Here is a 24,838-nt window from a genome sequence, read left to right as displayed (position 1 = left end):
AAGCACCCACACGAATTGCTTGATTCAGTTGTTAAAGAGCGATTGGTTAAGCTTTCGCTCAACCGAGGCGCGCATTCTACAGCAGCCTCTGTTGCTGTCAAGCGGTTATTTTCAGATGTTTTCAAAGCTTCCTTTGTAACATCAACCACTTGCGCTTTCGATCTCTCGTTAGCGGGAGGCGAATTCTACAGCGTTACACGCTGCTGTCAACACCTCATTTCCTGCTTCGACGACTTGAAGCTGACACTGCCGAAGAACCATCCAACTCATTGAAACTCAAGGAGTTTTCCGTTTCGACTGCGCCGGAAGTGGGCGAATTATAGGCCGTTGGAATTCTGAGTCAAGGACTAATTCAGATTCAGGCCACCGATACCGGTTTCTTCTTATATAGACGAGGAATTCGACGCATCACTGCAGGTATGCGCAGCAGCAGCAGACATATACCTATAGAGGCATAGATCGACCATTCCTTGAGGTCAGCCCGCACAATCCAGAGCATATGCAGCAAACCAAGCCCCAAAACCACATAGACCAGACGATGGAGCTTCTTCCAGCGCACCCCCAAACGCCTCTGGCTGTAGCGATTTGAAGTCACCGCCAATACCAGCAAACACAGAAACCCCAGACTCCCGACAATAATGTAAGGCCGCTTGCGCAATTCCACGCCCAGCTGCGACCAGTCGAACCCCAACACGAAGGTCAAATAGGCACACAGGTGCAAGACTACATACGCAAAACACCACAAACCCAATTGACGGCGCACTGCAATCCAGCCTGCCCAGCCCGTGAGCTTCTGCATCGGCGTCATGCATAGCGTCACCAACAGCAGAATCAGCGTCCCCAATCCAAGCCGATCGACCAACACCTTCCCCGGATCAGGCCCCAAAGCCAAACTCCAGGCTTCATACAGCCAAAACAGGGGCCAGACAGCAGCAGCAATAAAGACACTTACACGCCACAGACCTAGTCGCATCAATAGTTCTTCCTGAGGTCGAGACCGGTATATAAAGAAGCAACTTCATCGGCATACCCGTTGAACATCCGGGTATCACGCACATTCGGACTAAACAGGCTGCTCGGCAAACGCCGCTCACGCGCCTGAGTCCAGCGCGGATGATCGACTTGCGGATTCACATTGGCATAGAAACCGTATTCATCAGCAGCAATGCTTTGCCATGTGGTCTTTGGCTGCTCTTCGACCAGACTGATCCGCACAATCGACTTAACGCTTTTGAAGCCATACTTCCAGGGCACCACCAAACGCAGCGGTGCGCCATTTTGATTGGGCAACTCACGCCCATACATGCCCACCGCCAGTATCGCCAAGGGATTCATCGCCTCATCCAGCCGCAAGCCTTCAACATAGGGCCAGTCAATCAACGCAAATCCCGAGCGCTGCCCCGGCATGACCTTTGGATCCTGCAAGGTTTCAAAACGTATGTATCTGGCTTTGGAGGTCGGCTCCACTTGCTTGAGCAATGCAGAGATTGGAAAACCGATCCACGGGATCACCATTGACCACGCTTCAACGCAGCGTAATCGGTAAATCCGCTCCTCCAACTGATAAGGCTTCATAAAGTCTTCAAGGGCGTATCGCCCAGGCTTGCCCACCTCGCCATCCACCACCACCGTCCAGGGCTCTGTTTTCAAAGCGCCCGCGTTCTGAGCAGGATCTCCCTTGTCAGTGCCGAACTCGTAAAAGTTGTTGTAGTGGGTTGCATCCTTGAATGGCGTGATCGCCTCGTCCTTGACCGTGATTGCCTGCCACTTGGTCTGCGGCAGCTTCTCGGCAAACCAGCCCGGCGCCTTGCCCGGTTCTACACCGGCATAGCGGCCTGCATCATCTGCATTCGCCCAGCGCGGAATTGCACCCACAGCCAATCCGGCAAGGGAGCTACCCAGTAGTGCACGACGGGACAAATAGAAGGGTTCAGGCGTAACGTCCGACTCTTTGCAGTCGGACGCTTTAGGCAGCTTGATGAGCATGACAACTCCGTAGTATTGGAGGACTGATGCACCAATAGACTACGGAGTTCGGGAGAAATTACATCACTCTGCTGCTTTGTTACGGCGCAGACGCAACAAATACTGGATCGGCCCCGAGGCCGCATAGGCCAGGAAAGCCAGCAACAAGATGCGCGGCGGATCGCTGAACACAACAGCGAATACCAGGACCACAGCCAGGATCGCCACAAAAGGAACGCGCCCTTTCAAATCCAGCTCTTTAAAGCTGTTGTACTTGATGTTACTGACCATCAGCATGCCCGCGGCAGCTACCAGCAAGGCCACCAGGAACGACATTTTCGAACCCTGGATTCCGTAATCGCTGAACGCCCAGACAATACCCGCGACCACACCCGCCGCAGCCGGACTTGCCAGACCAATGAAGTAACGCTTGTCAGCCGTTCCGACCTGCGTGTTGAAACGCGCCAGACGCAACGCGGCACCAGCTACATAGATGAAGGCGACCATCCAGCCGACCTTGCCCATATCCCCCAGCGCCCAACCAAAAGCCAGCAAGGCAGGAGCAACACCAAAGGCAACCATGTCGGACAAGGAGTCGTATTCGGCCCCAAACGCACTTTCGGTATTCGTCATACGGGCCACACGGCCATCAAGACCATCCAGCACCATCGCTACAAAAATCGCGATAGCGGCAAAAGCAAAATACTTGCTGGCACCAGCAGCATCACCTGCACTCATTGCGCTTTGAGCGCTCATGGAGTTGATGATGGAATAAAAGCCGGCGAAAAGGTTCGCCGTAGTGAACAGGTTCGGCAGCAGATAGATACCACGATGCCGGACTTTGCGACCTTCAGCGTCATGCCCTTCTTCGACATGCTCATCGATAGGCAGCAGGCTATCGGCGTCAGAAGCCTGTTTTGGCTCTTCGGGACGTTCGCTCATGGACATTACCTTGCAACGATATGGAAAGTTTCAGTAGAGGCTTGCAGACCGAGACCGACCCGCAAACTATCCTGCTTTATACCAGAAGCCGCCGCTTAAACGAAAAAACGCGGCCTAGGCCGCGTTTTCTCTATAGGTTTTTTGCTTAGTTCTTGTCTTTGTCGACGATTTTGTTCGCGCCGATCCAAGGCATCATCGAGCGCAATTGGCCACCGATGACTTCGATACCATGGGCAGCGTTGTTACGACGCTTGGCGGTCATCGACGGGTAGCCAGTAGCACCCTCGCTGATGAACATCTTGGCATATTCACCATCCTGAATGCGCTTCAGAGCGTTGCGCATTGCCTGACGGGATTCAGCGTTGATGATTTCCGGGCCAGTGACGTACTCGCCGTACTCGGCGTTGTTGGAGATCGAGTAGTTCATGTTGGCGATACCGCCTTCGTACATGAGGTCAACGATCAACTTCAACTCGTGCAAGCACTCGAAGTAAGCCATTTCCGGGGCATAGCCCGCTTCAACCAGGGTTTCAAAGCCGGCTTTGACCAGCTCGACAGTACCGCCACACAGAACCGCCTGCTCACCGAACAGGTCGGTTTCAGTCTCGTCCTTGAAGGTCGTTTCGATGATGCCGGTACGACCGCCACCCACGCCCGCGGCGTAAGACAGTGCAACGTTTTTGGCGTTGCCGGATGCGTCCTGGTAGATCGCGATCAGGTCGGGAATACCGCCGCCCTTGACGAACTCGGAGCGCACAGTATGGCCCGGTGCTTTTGGCGCAATCATGATCACGTCAAGGTCAGCACGCGGAACAACCTGGTTGTAGTGGATCGCGAAGCCGTGGGAGAAGGCCAGTGTTGCGCCCTTCTTGATGTTCGGCTCGATTTCGTCCTTGTACAGCGCCGACTGGAACTCGTCCGGGGTCAGGATCATGACCAGGTCGGCAGCAGCAACAGCGCTGGCAACGTCAGTAACTTTCAGGCCATGAGCTTCGGCCTTGGCCACAGTGGCCGAACCTTTACGCAGACCAACAGTAACGTCTACGCCGGAGTCTTTCAGGTTGCACGCCTGGGCGTGACCCTGGGAGCCGTAACCGATAATGGCTACTTTCTTGCCCTGGATGATCGAAAGGTCGCAGTCTTTGTCGTAATAAACTTTCATGATTTTCCCTTATATCCAGGCCATTCAGGCCATTTACTAATTGTTAGTTATTAGATGCTGAGTACTTTGTCGCCGCGAGCGATGCCCGTGACGCCACTACGAACCGTTTCCAGGATCGACGCGGTACCAATCGACTGAATGAAGCTGTCGAGCTTGTCACTTGTACCGGTCAATTGCACGGTATACACACTGGCGCTGACATCAACGATCTGGCCACGGAAAATATCCGTAGTACGTTTAATTTCTGCGCGCTGTGCACCGGTAGCCTTGATCTTGACCAGCATCAACTCACGCTCGATGTGAGCGCTCTCCGACAGATCGACCAGCTTGACCACTTCGATCAGTTTGTTCAGGTTCTTGGTGATTTGTTCGATGACTTCATCGTGACCGACAGTGGTCAGCGTCAGACGCGACAAGGTCGGGTCTTCAGTCGGCGCCACGGTCAGGCTTTCGATGTTGTAGTTACGTTGCGAGAACAGACCGACAACGCGAGACAGGGCACCGGGTTCGTTTTCAAGAAGCAGGGAAATAATGTGCCGCATGATTAAGTACGCTCCGTCTTGCTCAGCCACATGTCGCGCATGGAGCCGTCTTTGATCTGCATCGGGTAAACGTGCTCACTGGTATCGACCTGGATATCCAGGAACACCAGGCGATCTTTCATGGCGAAGGCTTCTTCCATCTTCGGCTTCAGATCTTTCAGATCAGTGATGCGGATCCCCACATGCCCATACGCTTCAGCCAGCTTGACGAAGTCAGGCAGCGATTCCATATAGGAGTGCGAGTGGCGACTGCCGTAGTTCATGTCCTGCCACTGACGAACCATGCCAAGAACGCCATTGTTCAGGCTGATGATTTTTACTGGCAGGTCATACTGCAGGCAAGTCGACAATTCCTGAATGTTCATCTGAATACTGCCCTCGCCTGTCACGCAAGCAACGTCAGCGTCAGGAAAACTCAGTTTCACACCCATGGCTGCCGGGAAGCCGAACCCCATCGTGCCCAGGCCGCCGGAGTTGATCCAGCGATTAGGCTTGTTGAAGCGGTAATACTGAGCAGCGAACATCTGGTGCTGACCCACATCGGACGTTACATAAGCGTCGCCCTTGGTGACTTCGCAGAGCATTTCGATCACAGCTTGTGGCTTGATCTTGCTGCCGTCGCCCTTGTCATAAGGGAACAAACCTTTATCACCGCGCCACTCGTCGATCTGTTTCCACCAGCTGTTAACCGCTTCAGCATCCGGTTTCTCGCCAATGTCCTTGAGGATCGCGACCATTTCGCTCATCACGCTCTCCACCGGACCTACAATCGGCACGTCTGCCTTGATGGTCTTGGAGATGGATGCCGGATCGATATCCACATGGATGATCTTGGCGTTCGGGCAGAACTTGGAAGGGCCGTTGATGACACGGTCGTCAAAGCGCGCACCCACTGCCAGAATCACGTCAGCGTTATGCATCGCCATGTTGGCCGTGTAGCTGCCATGCATGCCGAGCATGCCGACGAACTGACGATCAGTGCCAGGGTATGCACCCAGGCCCATCAGCGTGTTGGTCACCGGCACGTTGAGCATTTTGGCCAGTTCGGTCAAAGGTGCTGAACCGCCGCCCAGGATAACGCCGCCGCCTGCGTACAGAATCGGACGCTTGGCCGCCAGAAGCATCTCGGCTGCCTTGCGGATTTGCCCCGAGTGCCCGCGCACTGCCGGGCTGTAAGAACGCAATTTGGCTTTTTTCGGGAAAACGTATTCAAACTTTTCAGCCGGGTTGGTCATATCTTTAGGGATATCGACCACGACCGGGCCAGGACGGCCGGATTGTGCGAGGTAGAACGCCTTTTTCATGACCTCCGGGATTTCCGAAGCATGCTTGATCATAAAGCTGTGCTTCACGATGGGCCGGGAGATACCGATCATGTCGGTTTCCTGGAAGGCATCGGTTCCGACCATGGTGCTGGGCACCTGACCGGAAATGATCACCATCGGGATGGAGTCCATGTAGGCGGTTGCAATACCGGTAATGGCGTTGGTCGCACCCGGCCCGGAAGTCACCAGTACTACACCGGCTTTACCGGTAGCACGGGCATAGCCGTCAGCCATATGGGTTGCCGCCTGTTCGTGGCGAACCAGGATGTGGGTAACGTCCGGCTCTTTGAACAGCGCGTCGTATACGTGAAGGAGAGCACCGCCCGGGTACCCGTAGATATATTTGACACCTTCGTCGCGCAAAAAGCGGACGAGCATCTCACCGCCAGATAAAAGCTCCACGTTGTTCACCTCTAAAACGCCAGAATACCGTCCACAAAAATGCGAACGGGTCTTAATAGGTTTACTTTTCAGCAGAGCATGAGCGACGGTGGTCGCCGACTACGTCAGCACTGACTGAGCAAGTATTGGGAGCGCCCCAAATGTTGCGGGGTTTTCCCACCCAGCGCGAGGTAACGCGTTGCGGGTGTAACAAGTCGGCGCGGGTGTGCGCCTCATGATCTGCTGAGAGAGCCTGCTTCTGGCAGTCCCTCTACAGCGGACTTTCGATTCTTCTGTTTCAGCCCCCCCAAGTCAAGCAGTAATTGCGCTTTTTTCCATCAAAGCGCATGAGAACGTAGAAGAATCTGGCTTGAGGAGGGATAAAACTCGCCTGAATGGCGCAAAGTGGTAGAAATATGCGCAAGACTGCCGAAAAAGTCGGCAGTCAGGCAATTAACCAGCGCTGACAATCAGTTGGTCGAACTTTTTCAGCGCTGAGCGCAGACCCAGACTCTCTTGCGGCCTGTCGGCATAAACCATCTCGGCCATCTCCAGAATCCCCGACACCTTTGGCAGTGGCAGATCCTGCTCCAGGATTTGTTTCATCCTTGCCAGGAAAATCCACTGCAACCACTGATGAAAGTCCAGGGTATCAACGGAAAATGGCTCAACGCTGCTCAAGGCTTCGGAGCCGGGGGAGACTTCATCCCACCAGCCCTGCAAGCGCAATTCACGTTCAATAAGCAGCAACTGCTCGGCAATCGACGCGAAACGTGGATCCATCAGAGACTCACCTTGGCTTTTTGACGGGCCAGTGCCGCGCCAGCCGCGTCGCCCTGCTTCTCACGGGCCTGGGCAATCAAGCCCCACAGGCTTGCCTGCAAGTCCGGACGTCCATTGGCAAAGGTCAGACCACGACGGGCAAACTGCTCTGCCTGAGCGGCATCGCCCTGGGCCATACGGACCTGGGCCAGACGATAAAGCACCTGCGGTTCACGCGGCGCCACACGTTGCGCCCGCTCCAGACTCGACGAAGCGCCATTGAGGTCACCACTGGCCTGCTGCTGCTGAGCAGTGGTCAGCAGCGCCAATACCGGGCCATCCAGCTGCTCATCGGCAGCCAGGGCGCCACTGCTGGACGGAATGCCGGAAGGAACGCCGCTCGGGATGATCGGTGCCGGGGCACTGTACGCAGTGTTTGGCGTATAGCTGCCAGTACTGATGGGCGCGGCAGCCGGGCCCGGGGTAATAGGCCCCGGAGTAAAGGGCTGGCTGCTGATCGGTGTCGAGACACTAGCCCCGCCACCCGGGATCATTACCACCACGCCCGAATCCTCGGTAATCGTCCGCGGTTGCGCAGCCCGTTGCGCAGTAGCCTGTGGATAATTATTCGCCGTACGCTGGGACGAAACACGCTCACTGTTCGATACCGGCACACCGGAGTCGACCACAGGGATCGAACCCTGTGGCACGCTGGCGCAACCATTGAGCAAAGCCAGGGCTGAAACAGCCGGAATCCACCACTTATTCACGTCAAACCCTCTTTGCTTAATTCAACCAGCCTTTGACCCAATCCATCACGGCATCGCCCGTCGCAGGCGCCTGGGCGCCACAACTGGCCCCCGCAGGTGGCTCACTGCCGCGAATATACGGCATCTGCACCGCGCCCGGGCAGCTGGCATCAGAGCCCTGCCCCGTATGCGGATCGATCCAGGCCTGAACAATGTTATCGGGCTGCGGCATGTCCAGCGGCAACGGATCGGCTTTATTCATAAAGCTGGTCCATACCTGCAAGGCGCCAGTGGCTCCGGTGAACGGCGTCTTGCCATTGTCATCGCGCCCCAGCCAGACCACTGCCAGCAAATCCTGGCTAAAGCCTGCAAACCAGCTGTCACGGGAATCGTTACTGGTACCGGTCTTGCCCGCCAGCGCCAGGCTTCGAGGCAGCACGTTATAAACCGAGCGCCCCGTACCTTCGCGCATGACATGTTGCATTGCATTCTGGATCAGGTAGATCGAACCCGGATCGAAGCGCTGCTGGATCTGAAACGGATAGCGTTTGAGCGGCTCACCTTCTGCCGTCAGGACACTGCGGATCCCTCGCATAGGCGTGTTGAAGCCGCCGTTGGCCAGCGTCTGATACATCGTCGCCACTTCCATCGGACTCAGCGCGCCAGCCCCCAGCAACATGGACGGGAAAGCCGGAAACTCGCGTTCGACGCCAAGTCGCGCCAGGGTCTTGAGCACATTAGGCACGCCAACTTCCTGACCCAACCGGACTGTGCCCAGGTTGTAGGAGTTCATCATCGACTGATACAGAAAAACCGTCCCGTGAGAGCGACGGTCATAGTTCTGCGGCTTCCATACCTGCCCATCCGCCCCCTTGATCGACAGCGGATCATCCGACAGCCAACTGGTCAGGGTGTACTGGCTAGGCCGCTCAAGGGCAGTGAGGTATACCGCCGGCTTGATTAGCGAGCCAATGGGACGCACAGCATCCAGCGCGCGGTTAAAGCCCGCGTAGCCAGGTACGCGACTGCCAATAAGTGCCTGAACTTCGCCGGTTTCCGGGTTGGTCACCACCATCGCCGCTTCGACTTCATCCGAGCCTTTACGCCCGGTAAGGCGTTTGAAGGTCTCACCGACGGCAGCTTCCGACTTCATTTGCAGGATCGGGTCGAAGCTGGTGAAAATGCGCAGCCCCTCTTCGGTCAAGTCTTCGTCGCGATAATCCTCGCGCAGCTGACGCTTGACCAAATCCAGGAAGCCCGGGAATGAACTGTCTGCAAGGCTGCCGCGCTTGGTCACGCCCAGTGGCATTTTCTTGGCTGCTGCCACCTGTTCAGCTGTCGCCACGCCCTGCTGTTCCAGCAAGTCGAGCACCAGATTGCGCCGCTCCAGCGCACGCTCAGGGTAGCGACGCGGGTTATAGGCTGAAGGCCCTTTGACCATCCCCACCAACAAGGCCACTTGATGCAACTTGAGCTCGGCCAGCGGCTGGCTGAAGAAGAACTGACTGGCCAGACCAAAGCCGTGCACTGCGCGCTGTCCGTCCTGACCGACGAATACTTCGTTCAGATACGCTTCCAGAATCTCACGCTTGTCGTAGTGCAACTCCAGCAGCAGCGCCATCATGGCTTCGGTCAGTTTACGACTCAGGCTGCGCTCGTTGGTCAGGTAGAAGTTTTTGACCAGCTGTTGAGTCAGGGTACTGCCGCCCTGACGCATTTGACCGGATGACGTGTTCACCCACATCGCACGGGCGATCGATTTCGGCGACACACCAAAGTGATGATAAAAGTCCCGATCTTCCACGGTTACCAGTGTATCGAGCAGGAACGGTGGCACTTGATCAATATTGATCAGGATACGATCTTCAAGATTCTTCGGATAAAGGCCGCCAATCAGCAATGGTTCAAGGCGCACCACAGGCAACTTGGAACCGTTGGTCGCCGAAAGCCCGGCAACGTAGTCGCCAGAGAACCGCACCCGAACCTGCTGGGCTTGCTCGGTCCCTTCATAAAACTGGAACCCACGCGTGTTGAGATCAACCGTATTGCCGTTAACCGCAGCAATACCGGGGCCACTGACCGCGCTTTCGCGGCGATAGCCCAGTGCATCGAGCTCTGTGAGGAAGTCGGTCTTGCTCAGCTTCTGGCCGACGAACAGCTCCAGCGGGCGGGCATAAACCTTGGCCGGAATGGTCCAGCGCTTGCCGGAGAACTTCTCCTGCACGACAGCATCGAGGTACATGGCAAAACCTGCCAGCACCACCAGGCCAACCAGACTGAGCTTGAGAGCCCAGCCCAGCCAAGGGCGCAGGCCGCCAGAAGGACGTTTTTTACGGGAACGAGGAGATCGGGTACGAGTCATGGCGCGAGATTATACGCACTTTGTTCATGTTCAACATGCGCAGCCCGGCGGTTTGCACTACCGCTGTCAGCAGCCATAATGGCGACCATTAATTTTCTAAACCTTGAAGGATCAACCGTGAGCCAGAACCTGATTGCCGCCCTGAAGAACCCGGACCTCTACCCGCATGAAGTCGATGGATTTCAGGTTATCGAGACGCACATCTCCTGGGTCATCCTCACCGGACCTTATGCCTACAAGATGAAAAAACCGGTCAATTTCGGCTTTCTTGATTTCACCGAGCTCAGCGCCCGCGAGCACTTCTGTAATGAAGAGTTGCGTCTTAACCAGCGCCTGACTGAAGGCCTGTACCTCGACGTACTGCCGATTACCGGTACCCCTGAAGCCCCCGTCCTGGGAGGCGAAGGTCCGGCGCTGGAATACGTGCTGAAAATGCGCCAGTTCCCGCAAAGCCAGTTGCTCAGCACATTGCAAGCCAATAGCGAACTGACTGCTGCCCATATCGACGAAATGGCCCAACAGATCGCCCGCTTCCACAGCCAGGCGCCTCTGGTTCCCCAGGAACACTACCAGGGCACGCCAGAAGCAGTGATGGATCCGGTTCGCCAGAATTTCGAGCAGATTCGCCCATTCCTTTCAGACAAAGCTGACTTGCTGCAGCTGGACGCGCTACAAGCCTGGGCAGAGGCAAGCTTCACCCGCCTGAAACCGCTCTTCGAACAGCGCAAGACCGAAGGCTTTATCCGTGAATGCCACGGTGATATTCACCTGGGCAACGCCACCATCATTGATGGCAAGGTCGTGATCTTCGACTGCATTGAATTCAATGAGCCCTTCCGCTTTACCGATGTGTATGCCGATACCGCTTTTTTGGCGATGGACCTTGAAGACCGTGGCCTGAAGTCCCTGGCTCGACGTTTTGTCAGCCAGTATCTGGAATTGACCGGCGACTACCAGGGGCTTGAGCTGCTGAACTTCTACAAAGCCTACCGCGCACTGGTTCGTGCCAAAGTCAGCCTGTTCAGCATGCCTGCCGAAGCCAGCCCGGTTCAACGCAAAGCCACGCTGCAGCAATATCGCAAGTACGCCAACCTGGCGGAAAGCTACAGCACGATTCCTTCTCGCTTCCTGACTATTACCCACGGCGTATCCGCTGTAGGCAAAAGCTCTGTGGCCATGCGTCTGGTCGAGTCCCTGGGGGCTATTCGTTTACGTTCTGACGTTGTGCGCAAGCAACTGTTCGGCCAGCAAACCGCCGAAAATGCGGTAGGCGACGGTATTTACAACGCAGACGCCAGCGTTGCGACCTACAACAAGCTCCACGAACTGGCCGGGACCGTGCTGCGGGCAGGTTTCCCCGTGGTCATTGACGCCACCTATCTCAAGCGCGAGCAGCGCGATGCCGCCGCCAAAGTGGCAGAGGCCACCGGCGTGCCATGCCTGATCCTCGATTGCACCGCGCCGGACGCAGTGATCGAAGGCTGGCTGGCACATCGTAAAAGCATTGGTACCGACCCCTCCGACGCGACCCTGGAAGTGGTCAAGGCACAACAAGCCAGCCGCGAGGCGTTGAGCGCTGATGAAATTCTGCGCAGCAAGCGGGTTGAAACCCACAACAGCAAAAGCCTCGACACTCTGATTGCTGACATCCGTCAGCGCCTGCCAGGCCTGTAACTGCTCGGGCGTGCCGTGCATCCATAAAGGTTTCACGGCACGCCAGTAGTGGCACTATAGTGTCACTCAATTCCTGCAGGAGGCACCCTGATGAGCCGCCCTACATTGCTGAGTTCGGCGCTCTATGCGCTCCTCCACGAAGACGACATCGACGGCTTCAACCAGCAGCGACCTGCCGGTCCTGTCGACATGCGCGGCGGAGACTTTCGCGGACTGGATTTACGCGAGCTGAATGCCGATGCCGTGGATTTTACCGATGGCTACTTCCGTTCAGCCGACCTGCGCGGCCTGGATTTGCGTAACGCCTGTATTGAAGGGGCCAGCCTGGCGCACGCACAAATTTCGGGTGCGTACTTTCCGGTAGAACTGACGGCAGATGAGATTCTGATGTCAGTTAAGCTCGGCACCCGCCTGCGCTATCGCACCAGGTAAAGCAAATACGACACCTGCCTCTGGCCCTATCACAGCTGTCGACCGGGCAAGTCCATTCGATTCAAACGCTCTGCCCTCTGCCTCACAAGTCGGTGCAGACATTCCTTTAGCGCAATCCGTACGCCTCGTCTCTGGCTGCTAGTTCCAAAAACGACTATAGAACGGCGATTTTTCCGCCTAGCGCTACACTCTGTAGGAATCGTTTCGTCCCGTAAACGCTGAGCTCACGCCGTCGCAAGGAGGGCTGATGAACGATGAACTCCAGCATTTGAAAAATCTTGGAAAAACGTCGTCGCAATGGCTACACGCAGTGGGCATTCACAACGCTTCGGATTTGAAGCGCTTGGGTGCTGCCAATGCTTATCGGGCGGTCAAGGCCCGGGGCTTCAGAGCCTCAAAAGTGCTGCTGTACGCAATAGAAGGGGCATTACAGGATGTTCACTGGAACGATATTCCCGCAGAACGCAAAGAGGCGCTGAATCGGCAGGTGGAGCTTTTATCGGCTGGCAACAAAGGCTGAAACGACCATTTACAAAGACTTCCAGAAAAGCCAATAAACAGTTGTTGACATGGAAATGAGAATTGTTATGATTACGCCATCTGGTCGCGAGACCAGTCGATCTTCTGAAAGGCCCTTGGTTCGGACTCTCAGAAAATCTCCTCATCAGGCTAATCACGGTTATTTGACCCGGCTCTTGCCGGGTCTTTTTTTGCCTGTAAAAAAGCGCCTGGCCAGGCTCCTGACGCCCTCTGTCAACGGGCAATAATGACCGGGTGCCCAAGCTCGGGGTGTGGCTGCACAAGCACTTCCAGACCGAATACGGCCTTGAGCAACTCGGGCTGCAACACCACCTGCGGGCAATCCAGCGCACGCGGCCGCCCCTGCTCGAGCAAAAGCAGACGGTCGCAATAACGCGCGGCCAGATTCAAGTCATGCAGGATGATCAACACTGCCGCGCCGCGATCGGCAAAGGCACGAATCGCCTTCAGCGTCGTGTGTTGATGCAAGGGGTCGAGCATGGAGGTCGGCTCATCGAGCAACAGCGTCTGGCCGCTTTGCCCCGGCCATAATTGCGCCAGCACCCGTGCCAGATGTACCCGCTGGCGCTCCCCTCCCGATAACGCCAGATAACTGCGCCCCGTCAAATGCTCAACATCCGCGGCGTGCAAGGCGGCCAGAATGATCTCGGTGTCACGAACGCGCCCGGTCTGATGCGGCAATCGGCCCATACCCACCACCTCTTCGACACGAAAAGCAAAGTCCAGGGTCGAGGTTTGCGGTAACACGGCAAGGCGCTGTGCCCGCTCTGCGCCCTTCCATTGACTCAAGTGCTGCCGGTCCAGCCAGACCTGCCCGGCGGTTGGCGCCAGCTCACCACACAACGCCGCCAGCAATGTGCTTTTACCTGCACCATTGGGCCCTAGCACCCCCAGCACTTCGCCCGGACGCACATCAAGGGTGACATCAGCCAGGACAACTTTTTGAGCGCGATGAATCTGCAAACCTTCTGTGCGCAGCATCAGTGGCGGCCCCGCAGCAGTAGATAAAGAAAGAAAGGAGCCCCGAGAAACGCAGTCACAATCCCGATTGGCAGCTCTGCGGGGGCCATGGCCAGCCGGGCGATCAGGTCGGCGAATAACAGCAGTGTCGCTCCCGCCAGCACGGACGCGGGCAATAGAACCCGATGATCGGGGCCGGCCAGCAATCGCACCAGGTGCGGCACCACCAACCCGATAAAGCCGATCATGCCTGCCGCGGCGACCGCAGCACCGACCCCCAGGGCCGTGCAAAACACCAGTTCGCGCTTCAGGCCTTCAACATTGATCCCCAAATGACTGGCTTCAGACTCGCCAAGCAACAATGCATTGAGCGCACTGGCCCGGCGCGGCAGCCACAAGGCAACACCCAGGGTGACAAACAATAATGGCCATAGCCGCGTGTAACTGGCGCCATTGAGGCTGCCCAGATTCCAGAATGTCAGCGTACGCAACGTCGCATCATCGGCCAGATAGGTGAACAGCCCTACCGCAGAGCCCGCCAGCGCCGTCAGCGCGATACCCGCCAGCAACATGACCGCAACATTGGTCTGACCGTTGCGCCGCCCCAGCCGGTACACCAGCGCCGTAACCCCCAGACCTCCCAGAAACGCGCACAGCGACAACAGATACGGCGCAAAAAATTCTGGCAGACCGCCAAAAGCAGCACCACCGACAATCGCGATCGCCGCCCCCAGCGCCGCCCCACTGGAAACACCGACCAAACCGGGATCAGCCAGCGGGTTACGAAACAGCCCCTGCATGGCCACACCCGACAGCGCCAGCACTCCGCCAACCGCCAGCCCCAATAACGTCCGGGGTAGACGGATCTGCCCCAGAATCAACTCGGCCTGCTCCAGCCCCTCGCCTTGAACCGGTAGGCCGACCAATCGCAGTGCGGCCCGTAAAGTGTCAAATAACGGCAGGCTCACAGGCCCCAGCGCCAGCGATAACCAGATCGCCAACAAACACAACGCACTCAGGCCAATGAACAAGGTGCGAGGCTTGACCAGTGTCCTCATGGATTAACTGCACCTTCAGGGTAAAACTCAGCCGTCAGCTGCTTCAAACTGGCCGGCAGACGCGGCCCCAGGCCGCCCACCAGCAGCGTCGGGTCCAACTCGTAGACCCGACCGTTTTTGGCTGCTCGGATCGAAGCCAGAATCGGGTTTTCTTTCATCAGTGCTTTGCGGGCCTGTTCGCCGGTCAGGCTACGGTCTGCGAATACCAGGACCTGGGGGTTCAACCCGGCCAGCGCCTCGACCGAAAACGGCTTGTAGCCCGTGTGGGTGGCAAGGTTATGTCCGCCCGCCTGAGTCAGCAGCCAGTCCGCGGCCGTATCCTTGCCGGCGATCAAAGGCTTGCCGCCCGCATTCCCCAACAGCAACAGCACTCCGGGTGCCTCGTGAAGCGCTTTGATCCGGGTGACTTGCTGCTGATGCGCCTGCAGTTGCTGCTGGTAATCCTTGAACAGGTGTGCGGCTTGCGCCTCGTCACCCAACAGGCGCCCCAAGTGCTTGAGCGTAGCCTCCAGGCTTGCCAGGTCGGCCTGCGCCGAGAACATCTCAACCGGCACACCGGCACTGCGTATCTGCGCCAGAACGGGTGGCGGGCCCATTTCGTCGGTGCCTATCAACACATCCGGTTTCAAACTCAGAATCCCTTCTGCCGAGAGCTGACGTTGATAGCCGATGCTGGGGAGAGATTTAAGTGATTCAGGATGTTGGCTGGTGGTATCGACCCCAACCAATTTAGACTCAGCGCCCAATGCACTGACCCACTCAGAGAGTGCACCGCCAGCACTGACCCAGCGTTGTGGCAACTCGCCAGCCATGCCGGCATGACTGATCATCAGGCCTGCACAAAGCGTAATCAGGCGGGTACTCAAGCGCATACAGTGGGGTTCCTTGCTAAAGAGGGCTTAGGGCGGCAACACAATTGCCACACCGTGGAAACAGTAGATCGCAGAGCAAAGGGCTATTTGATAATTGTTTGCATTTGCACGTCAACCTCTAACCCGCTCTAACCCGCGCCATCGACCAATGGTTTAGGTGCGATTAAGGATAGTCATGAAGTTTTTATGCCCCTCGCAGACGCTGACTGAAGGTAGCAGCCGCGGCTTCGAGCACAATGGCACGCGCCTGTTCGCAATTCGCCGCGACGGCCAGGTATATGCCTACAAAAACCGTTGCCCGCATCGCGGTGTGCCTCTGGAATGGCAACCGGACCAATTCCTCGATGCCAGTGCCAGTCTGATCCAGTGCGCCACCCACGCCGCACTGTTTTTGATAGAAACGGGTGAATGCGTTGCCGGGCCTTGCGCCGGGCAATCCTTGACTGCCATTGACTGCCACGAGGACAGTCAGGGCATCTGGATCACCCTGCAGGCCTCAGAGGATGACCTCTAGGCGACGATCAACCACCACGGCATCGGACGTCAGGCTCACACCATAAGCCAGCACCTGTACCCCGGCAGCGACTGCCTCGCGCAATGCGGCTGCGTAGCCCGGGTCGATTTCTTCAGCCGGGCGTACCGCGTCGATTCCCGTGAGATTGACGCAATACAGCTGCACCGCACGTACGCCCTGGCGGGCCAGAGTCGCCAGCTCACGTAAATGCTTGGCGCCACGTTGCGTTACGGCATCCGGAAAAGCCGCTACCGGCGAGTCGTCAAATCCCAGGGTGACACTTTTAACTTCGACAAAGGCATAGCCGTCGGGGTACTCCAGCCGAAAATCAATCCGGCTGTTTTCCTGCCCGTAAGCCACTTCACGCTTGAGCGCGGTGAAGCCATTGAGCTCTGTAATCACCCCCGCCAGCAGTGCTTCCTCGATCAAGCGATTGGCGCGCCCGGTGTTCACGCACGCCAGGCGTCCTTGCGGGGTTTGACTGATTTCCCAGGTCCCGGGAAGCTTGCGCTTGGGATCGTTGGAGCGACTGAACCAGACTTGCCCGCCCTCGACCATGCAATTGAGCATCGAACCGGTATTCGGACAATGGATGGTGATCAACTCGCCCGCAGCCGTTTCGATATCGGCCAGAAAGCGCTTGTATCGCTTGAGCAAACGCCCTTCTTCCAGCGCCGGAGAAAAGCGCATCAGCCTTTCCAGCTCTGCAGGCCACGAGCCAGCCGCTCAACGGCTTCCTGCAAGCGCGGCAGGCTTTGGGTGTAGGCAAAACGGACGTGGTGACCTGACTGGAAACGACCAAAATCCAGGCCCGGAGTAATGGCCACGTGCTCCGTTTCAAGGAAGTGCCGGCAAAATGCGAAGGCATCCCCACCAAACGCGCTGATATCGGCATACAGGTAAAACGCACCTTCCGGCTCTACGGCGATACCGAACCCCAGCTCTTGCAGCGCCGGCAGCAAAAAGTCGCGACGACGCCCGAATTCTGCCCGGCGCTCTTCCAGAATTGCCAGCGTTTGCGGCTCAAAGCAGGCCAGCGCAGCATACTGGGCCATGCTCGGAGCACTGATGTAGAGGTTCTGCGCCAGCTTTTCCAGGTCAGCCACAGCTTCCGGCGGCGCGACCAGCCACCCCAGCCGCCAGCCGGTCATACCGAAATACTTGGAGAAACTGTTGAGCACAAACGCACTGTCATCAACTTCCAGCACGCTGGCCGCATCACAGCCATAGGTCAGGCCGTGATAGATCTCATCCACCACCAAATGCCCGTTACGCGCCTTGATTGCTGCCGATAACGAGGCCAGCTCATCACGGCTCAAAATCGTGCCGGTGGGGTTCGCCGGGGAAGCCACCAGCGCCCCGACACTGTCCTGGTCCCAATAGCGCTCAACCAAATCGGCTGTCAGTTGATAACGCACCTCCGGACCGACAGGTACGAGTTGCGCCGCCCCTTCAACCAGACGCAGGAAGTGTCGGTTACACGGATAGCCCGGGTCGGCAAGCAGCCAGTGCTTGCCCGGATCCACCAGCAGGCTGCTGGCCAAAAGCAAGGCTCCGGAACCACCAGGGGTAATCAAAATGCGTGAAGAGTCGATGTCCAGACCGTAACGCTGCTGGTAAAACCCGGAAATGGCTTCGCGCAGTTCCGGCAAGCCGCGGGCCGCAGTGTAGCGGGTTTTACCCGCGGCCAGCGCCGCCTGACCGGCAGCAATGATCGGCTCAGCAGTGGTGAAGTCCGGCTCACCAATTTCCAGGTGAATCACATCGTGCCCCGCCGCCTGCAACTCGTTGGCACGCGCCAGCAATGCCATTACGTGAAACGGTTCGATCGCGCGACTGCGCGCACTGTAAGACTGAGCCATGAGCCTGCCTTCCTGGGTAAGCAAAAGCCCGATTCTACCCAAGCGCCGCCGCAAGGGAGAGTTAAATAGGCTCTTAGATTGCCAGTCAGTAGAACCAATCAGCGCAAGCATCGGTCATAGCTCGGCTAAAATTAATATTCAGCCACTAATCTCAAGCATCACAGGCTCTGCACATGGCCACTGGCAACGGGCTAGACAACCGGGAGTAGCGCGGCCCGATTTGATCTGGTAAGTTCGCCCGCTTGCAGCCGCAGGGCCGGCAGGTGTCGGTGATGTTGCAATCCTGCGCAATGGATTAGAAGAATGAGAGGCGGTCCATTTCATGCCCACACAAGCTAAGCAACAGAATAGTCAACTCAGCGGTTTCGAACCGTACGTTGAAAAGAAGGGCGAAGAGTACATGGGCGAACCCATGCGCAAACACTTCACCAAGATTCTGCAAAAGTGGAAACAGGACTTGATGCAGGAAGTTGACCGCACCGTTGATCATATGAAAGACGAAGCGGCAAACTTTCCTGACCCGGCCGACCGCGCTAGCCAGGAAGAAGAATTCAGCCTGGAACTGCGTGCCCGCGATCGCGAGCGCAAGCTGATCAAGAAAATCGACAAGACGTTGCAGTTGATCGAAGACGAAGAATACGGCTGGTGCGAATCCTGCGGCGTCGAAATCGGCATTCGTCGACTTGAAGCCCGTCCTACTGCCGACATGTGCGTAGACTGCAAGACCTTGGCTGAAATCAAGGAAAAACAAGTCGGCAAGTAATCGCCGGCCTGACCAGATGGGGCGTGCGAACGCCCCATTTTTGTTTCTGTAATTTGCGACTCCATCGCGGGAGCTGGCGCGCCAGCGGTGCGGACGGTTCTGCCTGTCTGCCCCCTCGGTGATACCTTCGCAGGCAAGCCCGCTCCCACAGAGGGTGCGCCCAGGATCCAAGTCATGACTGCCTCCTCGAACCCCTCCTACATCGGGCGCTTCGCCCCGACGCCCAGTGGCCATCTGCATTTTGGCTCACTGGTTGCCGCCCTCGCCTCCTATCTGGATGCCCGTTCTGTGGGCGGACGCTGGCTGCTGCGCATGGAAGACCTCGATCCGCCACGGGAAATGCCCGGCGCCCAGGCGGCGATTCTCGACGCCCTGGAGCGCTACGGCTTTGAGTGGGATGGCGAACTGGTGCGCCAGAGCGAACGTCACGACGCCTACGCTCAGGTGCTTGATCGACTATTCAGTCAAGGCCTGGCATATGCCTGCACCTGCTCGCGCAAACAACTCGAAGGCTACAACGGGGTTTACCCGGGGTTGTGCCGCAATGCCGGGCACTCCATGGATAACGCAGCAATACGCTTGCGCGTCCCCGAGCTGGTGTATGGATTTGAAGACCGGGTGCAGGGCTCCTTCGGCCAGCACTTGGGCCGTGAAGTCGGCGATTTTGTGATTCGCCGCCGCGACGGGCTTTATGCTTACCAATTGGCGGTGGTGCTCGATGATGCCTGGCAGGGCGTGACTGACATAGTGCGCGGGGCCGACTTGCTGGACTCCACACCGCGCCAGCTCTACTTGCAGGAACTGTTGGGCTTGTCGCAGCCGCGTTACCTGCATGTGCCGCTGATCGTGCAACCTGATGGCCACAAACTCGGCAAGTCGTATCGCTCGCCGCCCCTGACGGCCAGCCAGGCCACACCGCTGCTGCTTCGCGCATTACGTACCTTGGGCCAGGCCACCGATGATCGCCTCTGCCATGCCAGCCCCCGTGAAGTCCTCGACTGGGCTGTCACGCACTGGAATGCCAGCCTGATCCCGCGCACGCTCACCCTGGCCGAAGCGCAATTACGCTGACAGCCCTTGCAGGTTGCCAGCCATCCGTTACCATCGCCGCACGTTTTTGGGCATGCGGCCTGTAAAAGTGAGGGCGGGATGTATATCTATCGATTGGTCCTGTTGCTGGTTGTCGGGATCTACCTGTTTTCTCCCGCCATCATGGATTGGTGGATCGACGCCACGGGCGCCTGGTACAGGCCTTATCTGCTTTGGCTGATTCTGATCGTTGTGACCTTTATTCTGCAGAGCCAAAAAGATGCCGATGAGCTTTAGCCTGACCCAGATGATCCTCATCAGCGCCGCCTACCTGACGGTACTGTTTGGCGTTGCCTGGATCAGCGAACGCGGCATGATCCCGCGTGCAATCATTCGTCACCCGCTGACCTACACCTTGTCCCTCGGCGTCTACGCCAGCGCATGGGCGTTCTACGGCACCGTCGGGCTGGCTTACGAGTACGGCTACGGCTTTTTATCCAGCTACCTGGGGGTCTCCGGGGCATTTCTGCTGGCGCCGGTGCTGCTTTACCCCATCCTCAAGATTACCCGCACCTACCAACTCTCATCGCTCGCCGACCTGTTTGCGTTCCGCTTCCGCAGCACCTGGGCCGGCGCCCTGACCACGATTTTCATGCTGATCGGCGTGTTACCGCTGCTGGCCCTGCAAATTCAAGCCGTGGCCGACACCATCAGCATCCTCACCCGCGAACCGGTGCAGCACCGCGTGGCCCTGAGTTTCTGTGCGCTGATCACCCTCTTCACGATTTTCTTCGGCTCGCGCCACATTGCGACCCGGGAAAAACATGAAGGTCTGGTGTTCGCCATTGCCTTCGAGTCGGTAGTAAAACTGATCGCCATCGGTGGCGTGGGCCTTTACGCGCTGTATGGCGTGTTCGATGGGCCGCAACAACTGGAAGTGTGGCTGCTGCAGAACCAGACGGCCCTCGCAGCCCTGCATACACCGCTGCAGGAAGGCCCGTGGCGCACCCTGCTGCTGGTGTTTTTTGCCTCTGCGATCGTGATGCCGCACATGTATCACATGACCTTCACAGAAAATCTCAACCCTCGCGGACTGGTCAGCGCCAGCTGGGGGCTGCCACTGTTCCTGTTGCTGATGAGCCTGGCTGTACCGCTGATCCTGTGGGCCGGCCTGAAACTGGGGGCTACCACCAACCCCGAATACTTCACCCTCGGCATCGGCATCGCCGCCAACAGCAAACCCCTGGTGTTACTGGCCTATGTGGGAGGGCTGTCAGCTTCAAGCGGCCTGATCATCGTCACCACCCTGGCACTCTCGGGCATGGCCTTGAACCATCTGGTCCTGCCGCTCTACCAGCCCCCCGCCGAAGGCAATATCTATCGCTGGCTGAAATGGACCCGCCGGGCGCTGATCGTGGCCATCATCATGGCCGGCTATGGCTTCTACCTGCTGCTGGGGGCCGAACAGGATCTGGCCAACCTCGGCATCGTGGCCTTTGTTGCCACCTTGCAGTTCCTGCCCGGGGTGCTCTCGGTACTGTATTGGCCGACGGCCAACCGACGCGGATTTATTGCCGGCTTGCTGGCGGGGATTCTGGTGTGGATGGCCAGTATGCTGTTCCCGCTGATCGGCGATTTCCAGGGGTTCTACATCCCGTGGCTGAACATGATCTATGTGCTGGACGACACCAGCTGGCATATGGCAGCCATTGCCTCGCTGGCGGCCAACGTTCTGATGTTTACCCTGATTTCCCTGTTTACCAATGCCAGCCCGGAAGAAGCCAGTGCCGCCGAAGCCTGTGCCGTCGATAACGTGCGACGCCCGCAACGGCGTGAACTGCATGCAGCCTCGCCCCAGGAATTTGCCACTCAACTGGCCAAGCCGCTGGGGGCAAAGGCGGCGCAAAAAGAAGTCGAGCAAGCGCTGCGCGACCTGTTCCTGCCCTTCGATGAACGCCGCCCTTATGCCCTGCGCCGCCTGCGCGACCGGATCGAAGCCAACCTCTCGGGCCTGATGGGCCCCAGCGTGGCCCAGGATATGGTCGAAACCTTCTTGCCCTACAAGTCCGGCGGCGAAAACTATGTCACTGAAGACATTCACTTCATCGAAAGCCGGCTTGAGGATTACCACTCCCGTCTGACCGGCCTGGCCGCAGAGCTTGACGCCCTGCGCCGCTACCACCGACAGACATTGCAAGAGCTGCCGATGGGTGTGTGTTCACTGGCCAAGGACCAGGAAATCCTGATGTGGAACAAGGCCATGGAAGAGCTGACCGGTATCCCGGCACAGCGCGTGGTCGGTTCACGCATGAGTACCCTGGGCGATCCATGGCGCGAGCTGCTGCAAGGGTTCATCAACTTGCCCGACGAGCACTTGCACAAGCAGCATCTGGCCCTCGACGGCCAGACCCGCTGGCTGAATCTGCACAAGGCGGCCATTGATGAACCGCTGGCCCCGGGCAATAGCGGCCTGGTGCTGCTGGTCGAAGACCTGACTGAAACCCAGATGCTCGAAGACAAACTGGTGCACTCCGAGCGGCTGGCCAGCATCGGCCGACTGGCTGCGGGCGTTGCCCACGAAATCGGCAACCCGGTCACGGGTATCGCTTGCCTGGCGCAAAACCTGCGCGAAGAACGCGAGGACGACAGCGAGCTGACCGAGATCAGCAGCCAGATCCTCGAGCAGACCAAGCGCATCTCGCGCATCGTCCAGTCCCTGATGAGCTTTGCCCACGCCGGCAGTCACCAGCACAACGATGAGCCGGTCTGCCTGGCCGAGGTTGCCCAGGATGCAATTGGATTGCTGGCCTTGAACCGGCGTAATTTCGAAGTGCAGTTTTACAACCTGTGCGACCCCGATCACTGGGTCGATGGCGATCCTCAACGGTTGGCCCAAGTGTTGATCAACCTGTTGTCAAACGCCCGTGACGCCTCGCCCGCCGGCAGTGCCGTGCGAGTCAAAAGCGAAGCCAGCGAGCACACGGTCGACCTGATCGTGGAAGACGAAGGCACCGGCATTCCGAAGAACATCATCGATCGATTGTTCGAACCTTTTTTCACCACCAAGGACCCGGGTGAAGGCACAGGTCTGGGCCTTGCACTGGTCTATTCCATCGTTGAAGAGCATTATGGACAAATCACCATCGACAGCCCGGCTGACATTCAAAGCCAACGCGGAACCCGTATCCGGGTGACACTTCCGCGTCATGTCGAAGCGACGTCCGCTGTGAACTGAGACCGTCGAGAGAACCGAATCAATGCCGCATATTTTGATCGTCGAAGATGAAACCATCATCCGTTCCGCATTGCGCCGTTTACTGGAGCGTAACCAGTACCAGGTCAGCGAAGCCGGCTCGGTACAGGAAGCGCAGGAGCGCTTCAGCATTCCCTCGTTCGACTTGATTGTCAGCGACCTGCGCCTGCCAGGCGCTCCGGGCACCGAGTTGATAAAACTCGGGCAAGGCAAGCCGGTGCTCATCATGACCAGCTATGCGAGCCTGCGCTCGGCTGTGGATTCGATGAAAATGGGTGCCGTCGACTATATCGCCAAACCCTTTGATCACGATGAAATGCTGCAAGCTGTTGCGCGCATCCTGCGGGATCGCCAAAACCTCCAGAGCACGTCTGCCGAACGTCCTGCCAAGGCCGGCAGCACGGACAAAGGCACTGTGGATAACAGCAACGGCGAGATTGGCATCATCGGGTCCTGCCCGCCGATGCTGGACATGTACAGCAAGATCCGCAAAGTGGCGCCAACCGACTCCAATGTATTGATTCAGGGTGAGTCCGGTACCGGCAAAGAGCTGGTCGCCCGCGCCCTGCACAACCTGTCCAGGCGAGCCAAGGCACCGATGATTTCGGTGAACTGCGCAGCCATCCCCGAGTCATTGATCGAGTCCGAACTGTTCGGCCACGAAAAAGGCGCCTTCACCGGCGCCAGTGCGGGCCGCGCCGGGCTGGTAGAAGCTGCCGATGGCGGGACACTGTTCCTCGATGAAATCGGCGAGTTGCCCCTCGAAGCCCAGGCCCGCCTGCTGCGGGTACTGCAGGAAGGCGAGATCCGTCGTGTGGGCTCGGTGCAATCGCAAAAAGTGGATGTACGCCTTATCGCCGCGACCCACCGCGACCTCAAGAGCCTGGCCAAAGTCGGCCAGTTCCGCGAAGACCTCTACTACCGCCTGCACGTAATCGCTCTCAAGCTCCCGGCTTTGCGCGAGCGCGGGGCTGACGTCAACGAAATCGCCCACGCGTTTCTCGCCCGCCAAAGCGCTCGCGTCGGCCGCACCGACCTGAAGTTTGCCCCGGATGCCGAACGCGCCATCAGCCATTACTCATGGCCAGGTAACGTTCGCGAACTGGAGAACGCTGTAGAGCGGGCCGTCATTCTGTGCGAAAGCCCAGAAATCTCTGCCGAACTGCTGGGTATCGATATTGAACTGAGCGATTTGCATGACGATGACTTCATCGGCCTGGGCCCGCAGCAGAGCATCAGCAGCGGTAACACCAGCCTTGATCCGACCGAAGATCTGTCACTGGAAGACTACTTTCAGCACTTCGTGCTTGAGCACCAGGATCACATGACCGAGACCGAACTGGCGCGCAAGCTGGGCGTCAGTCGCAAATGCCTGTGGGAACGGCGCCAGCGGCTGGGCATCCCGCGCAGGAAAACCGGCGTCGCCAGTGAGGGGTAACAGGGTCAAAGGTGAAAAAACTGTTACCGCAGTTTAATCACGTAACAAAAGCCGGGTCTTACGGTAACGAAGACCCGGCTTTTTTTTGCCCTGAAAAAAGCAAAAACCCCGAAATCCCCTTATTTTGCTGGCCCGTACAAAAGTTGGCACGACACCTGCTATATGTATCCGTACAAGAACAATAAGAATCACAGCAGCACACAATAAAAATAAGACGTATCGGCTCACGCATAACAAAAACAACACGGCGGAG

23 protein-coding genes and 1 pseudogene are annotated in these 24,838 nt (G+C 57.7%); 10 read left to right on the top strand and 14 right to left on the bottom strand.

The genetic code is table 11. From position 1 onward, the window contains the following. A pseudogene (locus EQV90_RS20430) lies at positions 1-273 on the top strand (hypothetical protein); the annotation flags it as partial. Positions 274-358: 85 nt separating this feature from the next. Here EQV90_RS20430 and msrQ read toward each other — a convergent pair. The 9 genes from msrQ to mrcB all read right to left on the bottom strand — a co-directional run bounded on the left by msrQ (position 359) and on the right by mrcB (position 10,190). Then, positions 359-973 carry a protein-methionine-sulfoxide reductase heme-binding subunit MsrQ gene (gene msrQ / locus EQV90_RS20425; RefSeq protein ID WP_003439721.1) on the bottom strand — a complete coding sequence of 205 codons (615 nt, stop codon included), beginning with the start codon at positions 971-973 and terminating at the stop codon, positions 359-361. Beyond that, positions 973-1,986, bottom strand: a complete 1,014-nt coding sequence (msrP, locus tag EQV90_RS20420; protein ID WP_003439717.1) for a protein-methionine-sulfoxide reductase catalytic subunit MsrP — start codon at positions 1,984-1,986, stop codon at positions 973-975. Before msrP ends, msrQ begins: the two co-directional genes overlap by 1 nt. A 63-nt stretch (positions 1,987-2,049) precedes the next feature. Then, positions 2,050-2,907 (bottom strand): CDP-diacylglycerol--serine O-phosphatidyltransferase, encoded by an 858-nt coding sequence (pssA, locus tag EQV90_RS20415; protein WP_003439714.1) that lies wholly within the window; start codon positions 2,905-2,907, stop codon positions 2,050-2,052. A 145-nt stretch (positions 2,908-3,052) separates the two neighbouring features. Further along, positions 3,053-4,069 (bottom strand): ketol-acid reductoisomerase, encoded by a 1,017-nt coding sequence (gene ilvC / locus EQV90_RS20410; RefSeq protein ID WP_003439711.1) that lies wholly within the window; start codon positions 4,067-4,069, stop codon positions 3,053-3,055. A gap of 50 nt (positions 4,070-4,119) precedes the next feature. Further along, on the bottom strand, positions 4,120-4,611 hold the full coding sequence (gene ilvN, locus EQV90_RS20405) for an acetolactate synthase small subunit (protein WP_003439709.1): 492 nt from the start codon (positions 4,609-4,611) through the stop codon (positions 4,120-4,122). A 2-nt stretch (positions 4,612-4,613) separates the two neighbouring features. Continuing rightward, positions 4,614-6,338 (bottom strand): acetolactate synthase 3 large subunit, encoded by a 1,725-nt coding sequence (locus EQV90_RS20400; protein ID WP_010656977.1) that lies wholly within the window; start codon positions 6,336-6,338, stop codon positions 4,614-4,616. A gap of 432 nt (positions 6,339-6,770) precedes the next feature. Then, positions 6,771-7,100 carry a YqcC family protein gene (locus EQV90_RS20395; RefSeq protein WP_003439706.1) on the bottom strand — a complete coding sequence of 110 codons (330 nt, stop codon included), beginning with the start codon at positions 7,098-7,100 and terminating at the stop codon, positions 6,771-6,773. Further along, positions 7,100-7,849 carry a tetratricopeptide repeat protein gene (locus EQV90_RS20390; RefSeq protein WP_003439704.1) on the bottom strand — a complete coding sequence of 250 codons (750 nt, stop codon included), beginning with the start codon at positions 7,847-7,849 and terminating at the stop codon, positions 7,100-7,102. The genes EQV90_RS20395 and EQV90_RS20390 overlap by 1 nt, the downstream gene beginning before the upstream one ends. 16 nt (positions 7,850-7,865) lie before the next feature. Next, complete coding sequence (gene mrcB, locus EQV90_RS20385) at positions 7,866-10,190, bottom strand: penicillin-binding protein 1B (protein WP_003439701.1); 2,325 nt, start codon at positions 10,188-10,190, stop codon at positions 7,866-7,868. 117 nt (positions 10,191-10,307) lie between these two features. Here mrcB and EQV90_RS20380 point away from each other — a divergent pair, with 117 nt between their 5' ends. The 3 genes from EQV90_RS20380 (at position 10,308) to EQV90_RS20370 (ending at position 12,816) form a co-directional block, all read left to right on the top strand. Continuing rightward, positions 10,308-11,864, top strand: coding sequence for a bifunctional aminoglycoside phosphotransferase/ATP-binding protein (locus EQV90_RS20380; protein WP_010656974.1), 1,557 nt, complete (start codon positions 10,308-10,310; stop codon positions 11,862-11,864). 90 nt (positions 11,865-11,954) lie between these two features. Further along, positions 11,955-12,296 carry a pentapeptide repeat-containing protein gene (locus EQV90_RS20375; RefSeq protein WP_003439697.1) on the top strand — a complete coding sequence of 114 codons (342 nt, stop codon included), beginning with the start codon at positions 11,955-11,957 and terminating at the stop codon, positions 12,294-12,296. A gap of 247 nt (positions 12,297-12,543) precedes the next feature. Further along, entirely contained in the window at positions 12,544-12,816 is a 273-nt protein-coding gene (locus EQV90_RS20370) for a TfoX/Sxy family protein (RefSeq protein ID WP_003439695.1), read from the top strand. Positions 12,817-13,049: 233 nt separating this feature from the next. On the opposite strand, the gene EQV90_RS20365 is transcribed toward EQV90_RS20370, so the two are convergent. The 3 genes from EQV90_RS20365 to EQV90_RS20355 are packed head-to-tail and all read right to left on the bottom strand — an operon-like array spanning position 13,050 to position 15,726. Next, complete coding sequence (locus EQV90_RS20365) at positions 13,050-13,817, bottom strand: heme ABC transporter ATP-binding protein (protein WP_010656972.1); 768 nt, start codon at positions 13,815-13,817, stop codon at positions 13,050-13,052. Next, positions 13,817-14,800, bottom strand: coding sequence for an iron ABC transporter permease (locus EQV90_RS20360; RefSeq protein WP_165439510.1), 984 nt, complete (start codon positions 14,798-14,800; stop codon positions 13,817-13,819). Before EQV90_RS20360 ends, EQV90_RS20365 begins: the two co-directional genes overlap by 1 nt. Before the next feature lie 50 nt (positions 14,801-14,850). Further along, on the bottom strand, positions 14,851-15,726 hold the full coding sequence (locus tag EQV90_RS20355) for an ABC transporter substrate-binding protein (protein WP_003439686.1): 876 nt from the start codon (positions 15,724-15,726) through the stop codon (positions 14,851-14,853). Positions 15,727-15,901: 175 nt separating this feature from the next. On the opposite strand from EQV90_RS20355, the gene EQV90_RS20350 reads away from it, so the two are divergent. Next, positions 15,902-16,240: a Rieske (2Fe-2S) protein gene (locus tag EQV90_RS20350; RefSeq protein WP_003439680.1), complete on the top strand. Its 339-nt coding sequence runs from the start codon at positions 15,902-15,904 to the stop codon at positions 16,238-16,240. On the opposite strand, the gene sfsA is transcribed toward EQV90_RS20350, so the two are convergent. Both sfsA and EQV90_RS20340 read right to left on the bottom strand, forming a co-directional pair. Further along, complete coding sequence (gene sfsA, locus EQV90_RS20345) at positions 16,223-16,930, bottom strand: DNA/RNA nuclease SfsA (RefSeq protein WP_127196813.1); 708 nt, start codon at positions 16,928-16,930, stop codon at positions 16,223-16,225. The genes EQV90_RS20350 and sfsA overlap by 18 nt on opposite strands. Further along, positions 16,930-18,102, bottom strand: coding sequence for a pyridoxal phosphate-dependent aminotransferase (locus EQV90_RS20340; protein WP_240878591.1), 1,173 nt, complete (start codon positions 18,100-18,102; stop codon positions 16,930-16,932). Before EQV90_RS20340 ends, sfsA begins: the two co-directional genes overlap by 1 nt. 322 nt (positions 18,103-18,424) lie before the next feature. On the opposite strand from EQV90_RS20340, the gene dksA reads away from it, so the two are divergent. The 5 genes from dksA (at position 18,425) to EQV90_RS20315 (ending at position 24,585) form a co-directional block, all read left to right on the top strand. Next, entirely contained in the window at positions 18,425-18,865 is a 441-nt protein-coding gene (dksA, locus tag EQV90_RS20335; protein WP_003439669.1) for an RNA polymerase-binding protein DksA, read from the top strand. Between the two features lie 174 nt (positions 18,866-19,039). After that, positions 19,040-19,936 carry a tRNA glutamyl-Q(34) synthetase GluQRS gene (gene gluQRS / locus EQV90_RS20330; RefSeq protein ID WP_240878590.1) on the top strand — a complete coding sequence of 299 codons (897 nt, stop codon included), beginning with the start codon at positions 19,040-19,042 and terminating at the stop codon, positions 19,934-19,936. Positions 19,937-20,014: 78 nt separating this feature from the next. Then, positions 20,015-20,191 carry a hypothetical protein gene (locus EQV90_RS20325; protein ID WP_003176118.1) on the top strand — a complete coding sequence of 59 codons (177 nt, stop codon included), beginning with the start codon at positions 20,015-20,017 and terminating at the stop codon, positions 20,189-20,191. Continuing rightward, complete coding sequence (locus tag EQV90_RS20320; RefSeq protein ID WP_240878589.1) at positions 20,175-23,129, top strand: sensor histidine kinase; 2,955 nt, start codon at positions 20,175-20,177, stop codon at positions 23,127-23,129. The genes EQV90_RS20325 and EQV90_RS20320 overlap by 17 nt, the downstream gene beginning before the upstream one ends. Positions 23,130-23,151: 22 nt before the next feature. Next, positions 23,152-24,585 (top strand): sigma-54 dependent transcriptional regulator, encoded by a 1,434-nt coding sequence (locus EQV90_RS20315; RefSeq protein ID WP_003439663.1) that lies wholly within the window; start codon positions 23,152-23,154, stop codon positions 24,583-24,585. The last annotated feature ends 253 nt before the right edge of the window (positions 24,586-24,838 follow it).

It is taken from the genome of Pseudomonas sp. TMW22089 (assembly GCF_022496645.1).
Classification (GTDB): domain Bacteria; phylum Pseudomonadota; class Gammaproteobacteria; order Pseudomonadales; family Pseudomonadaceae; genus Aquipseudomonas; species Aquipseudomonas paraversuta.
Note: the sequence above shows the minus strand (reverse complement) of the source record. Positions and strands in the feature narration are given on the sequence as shown.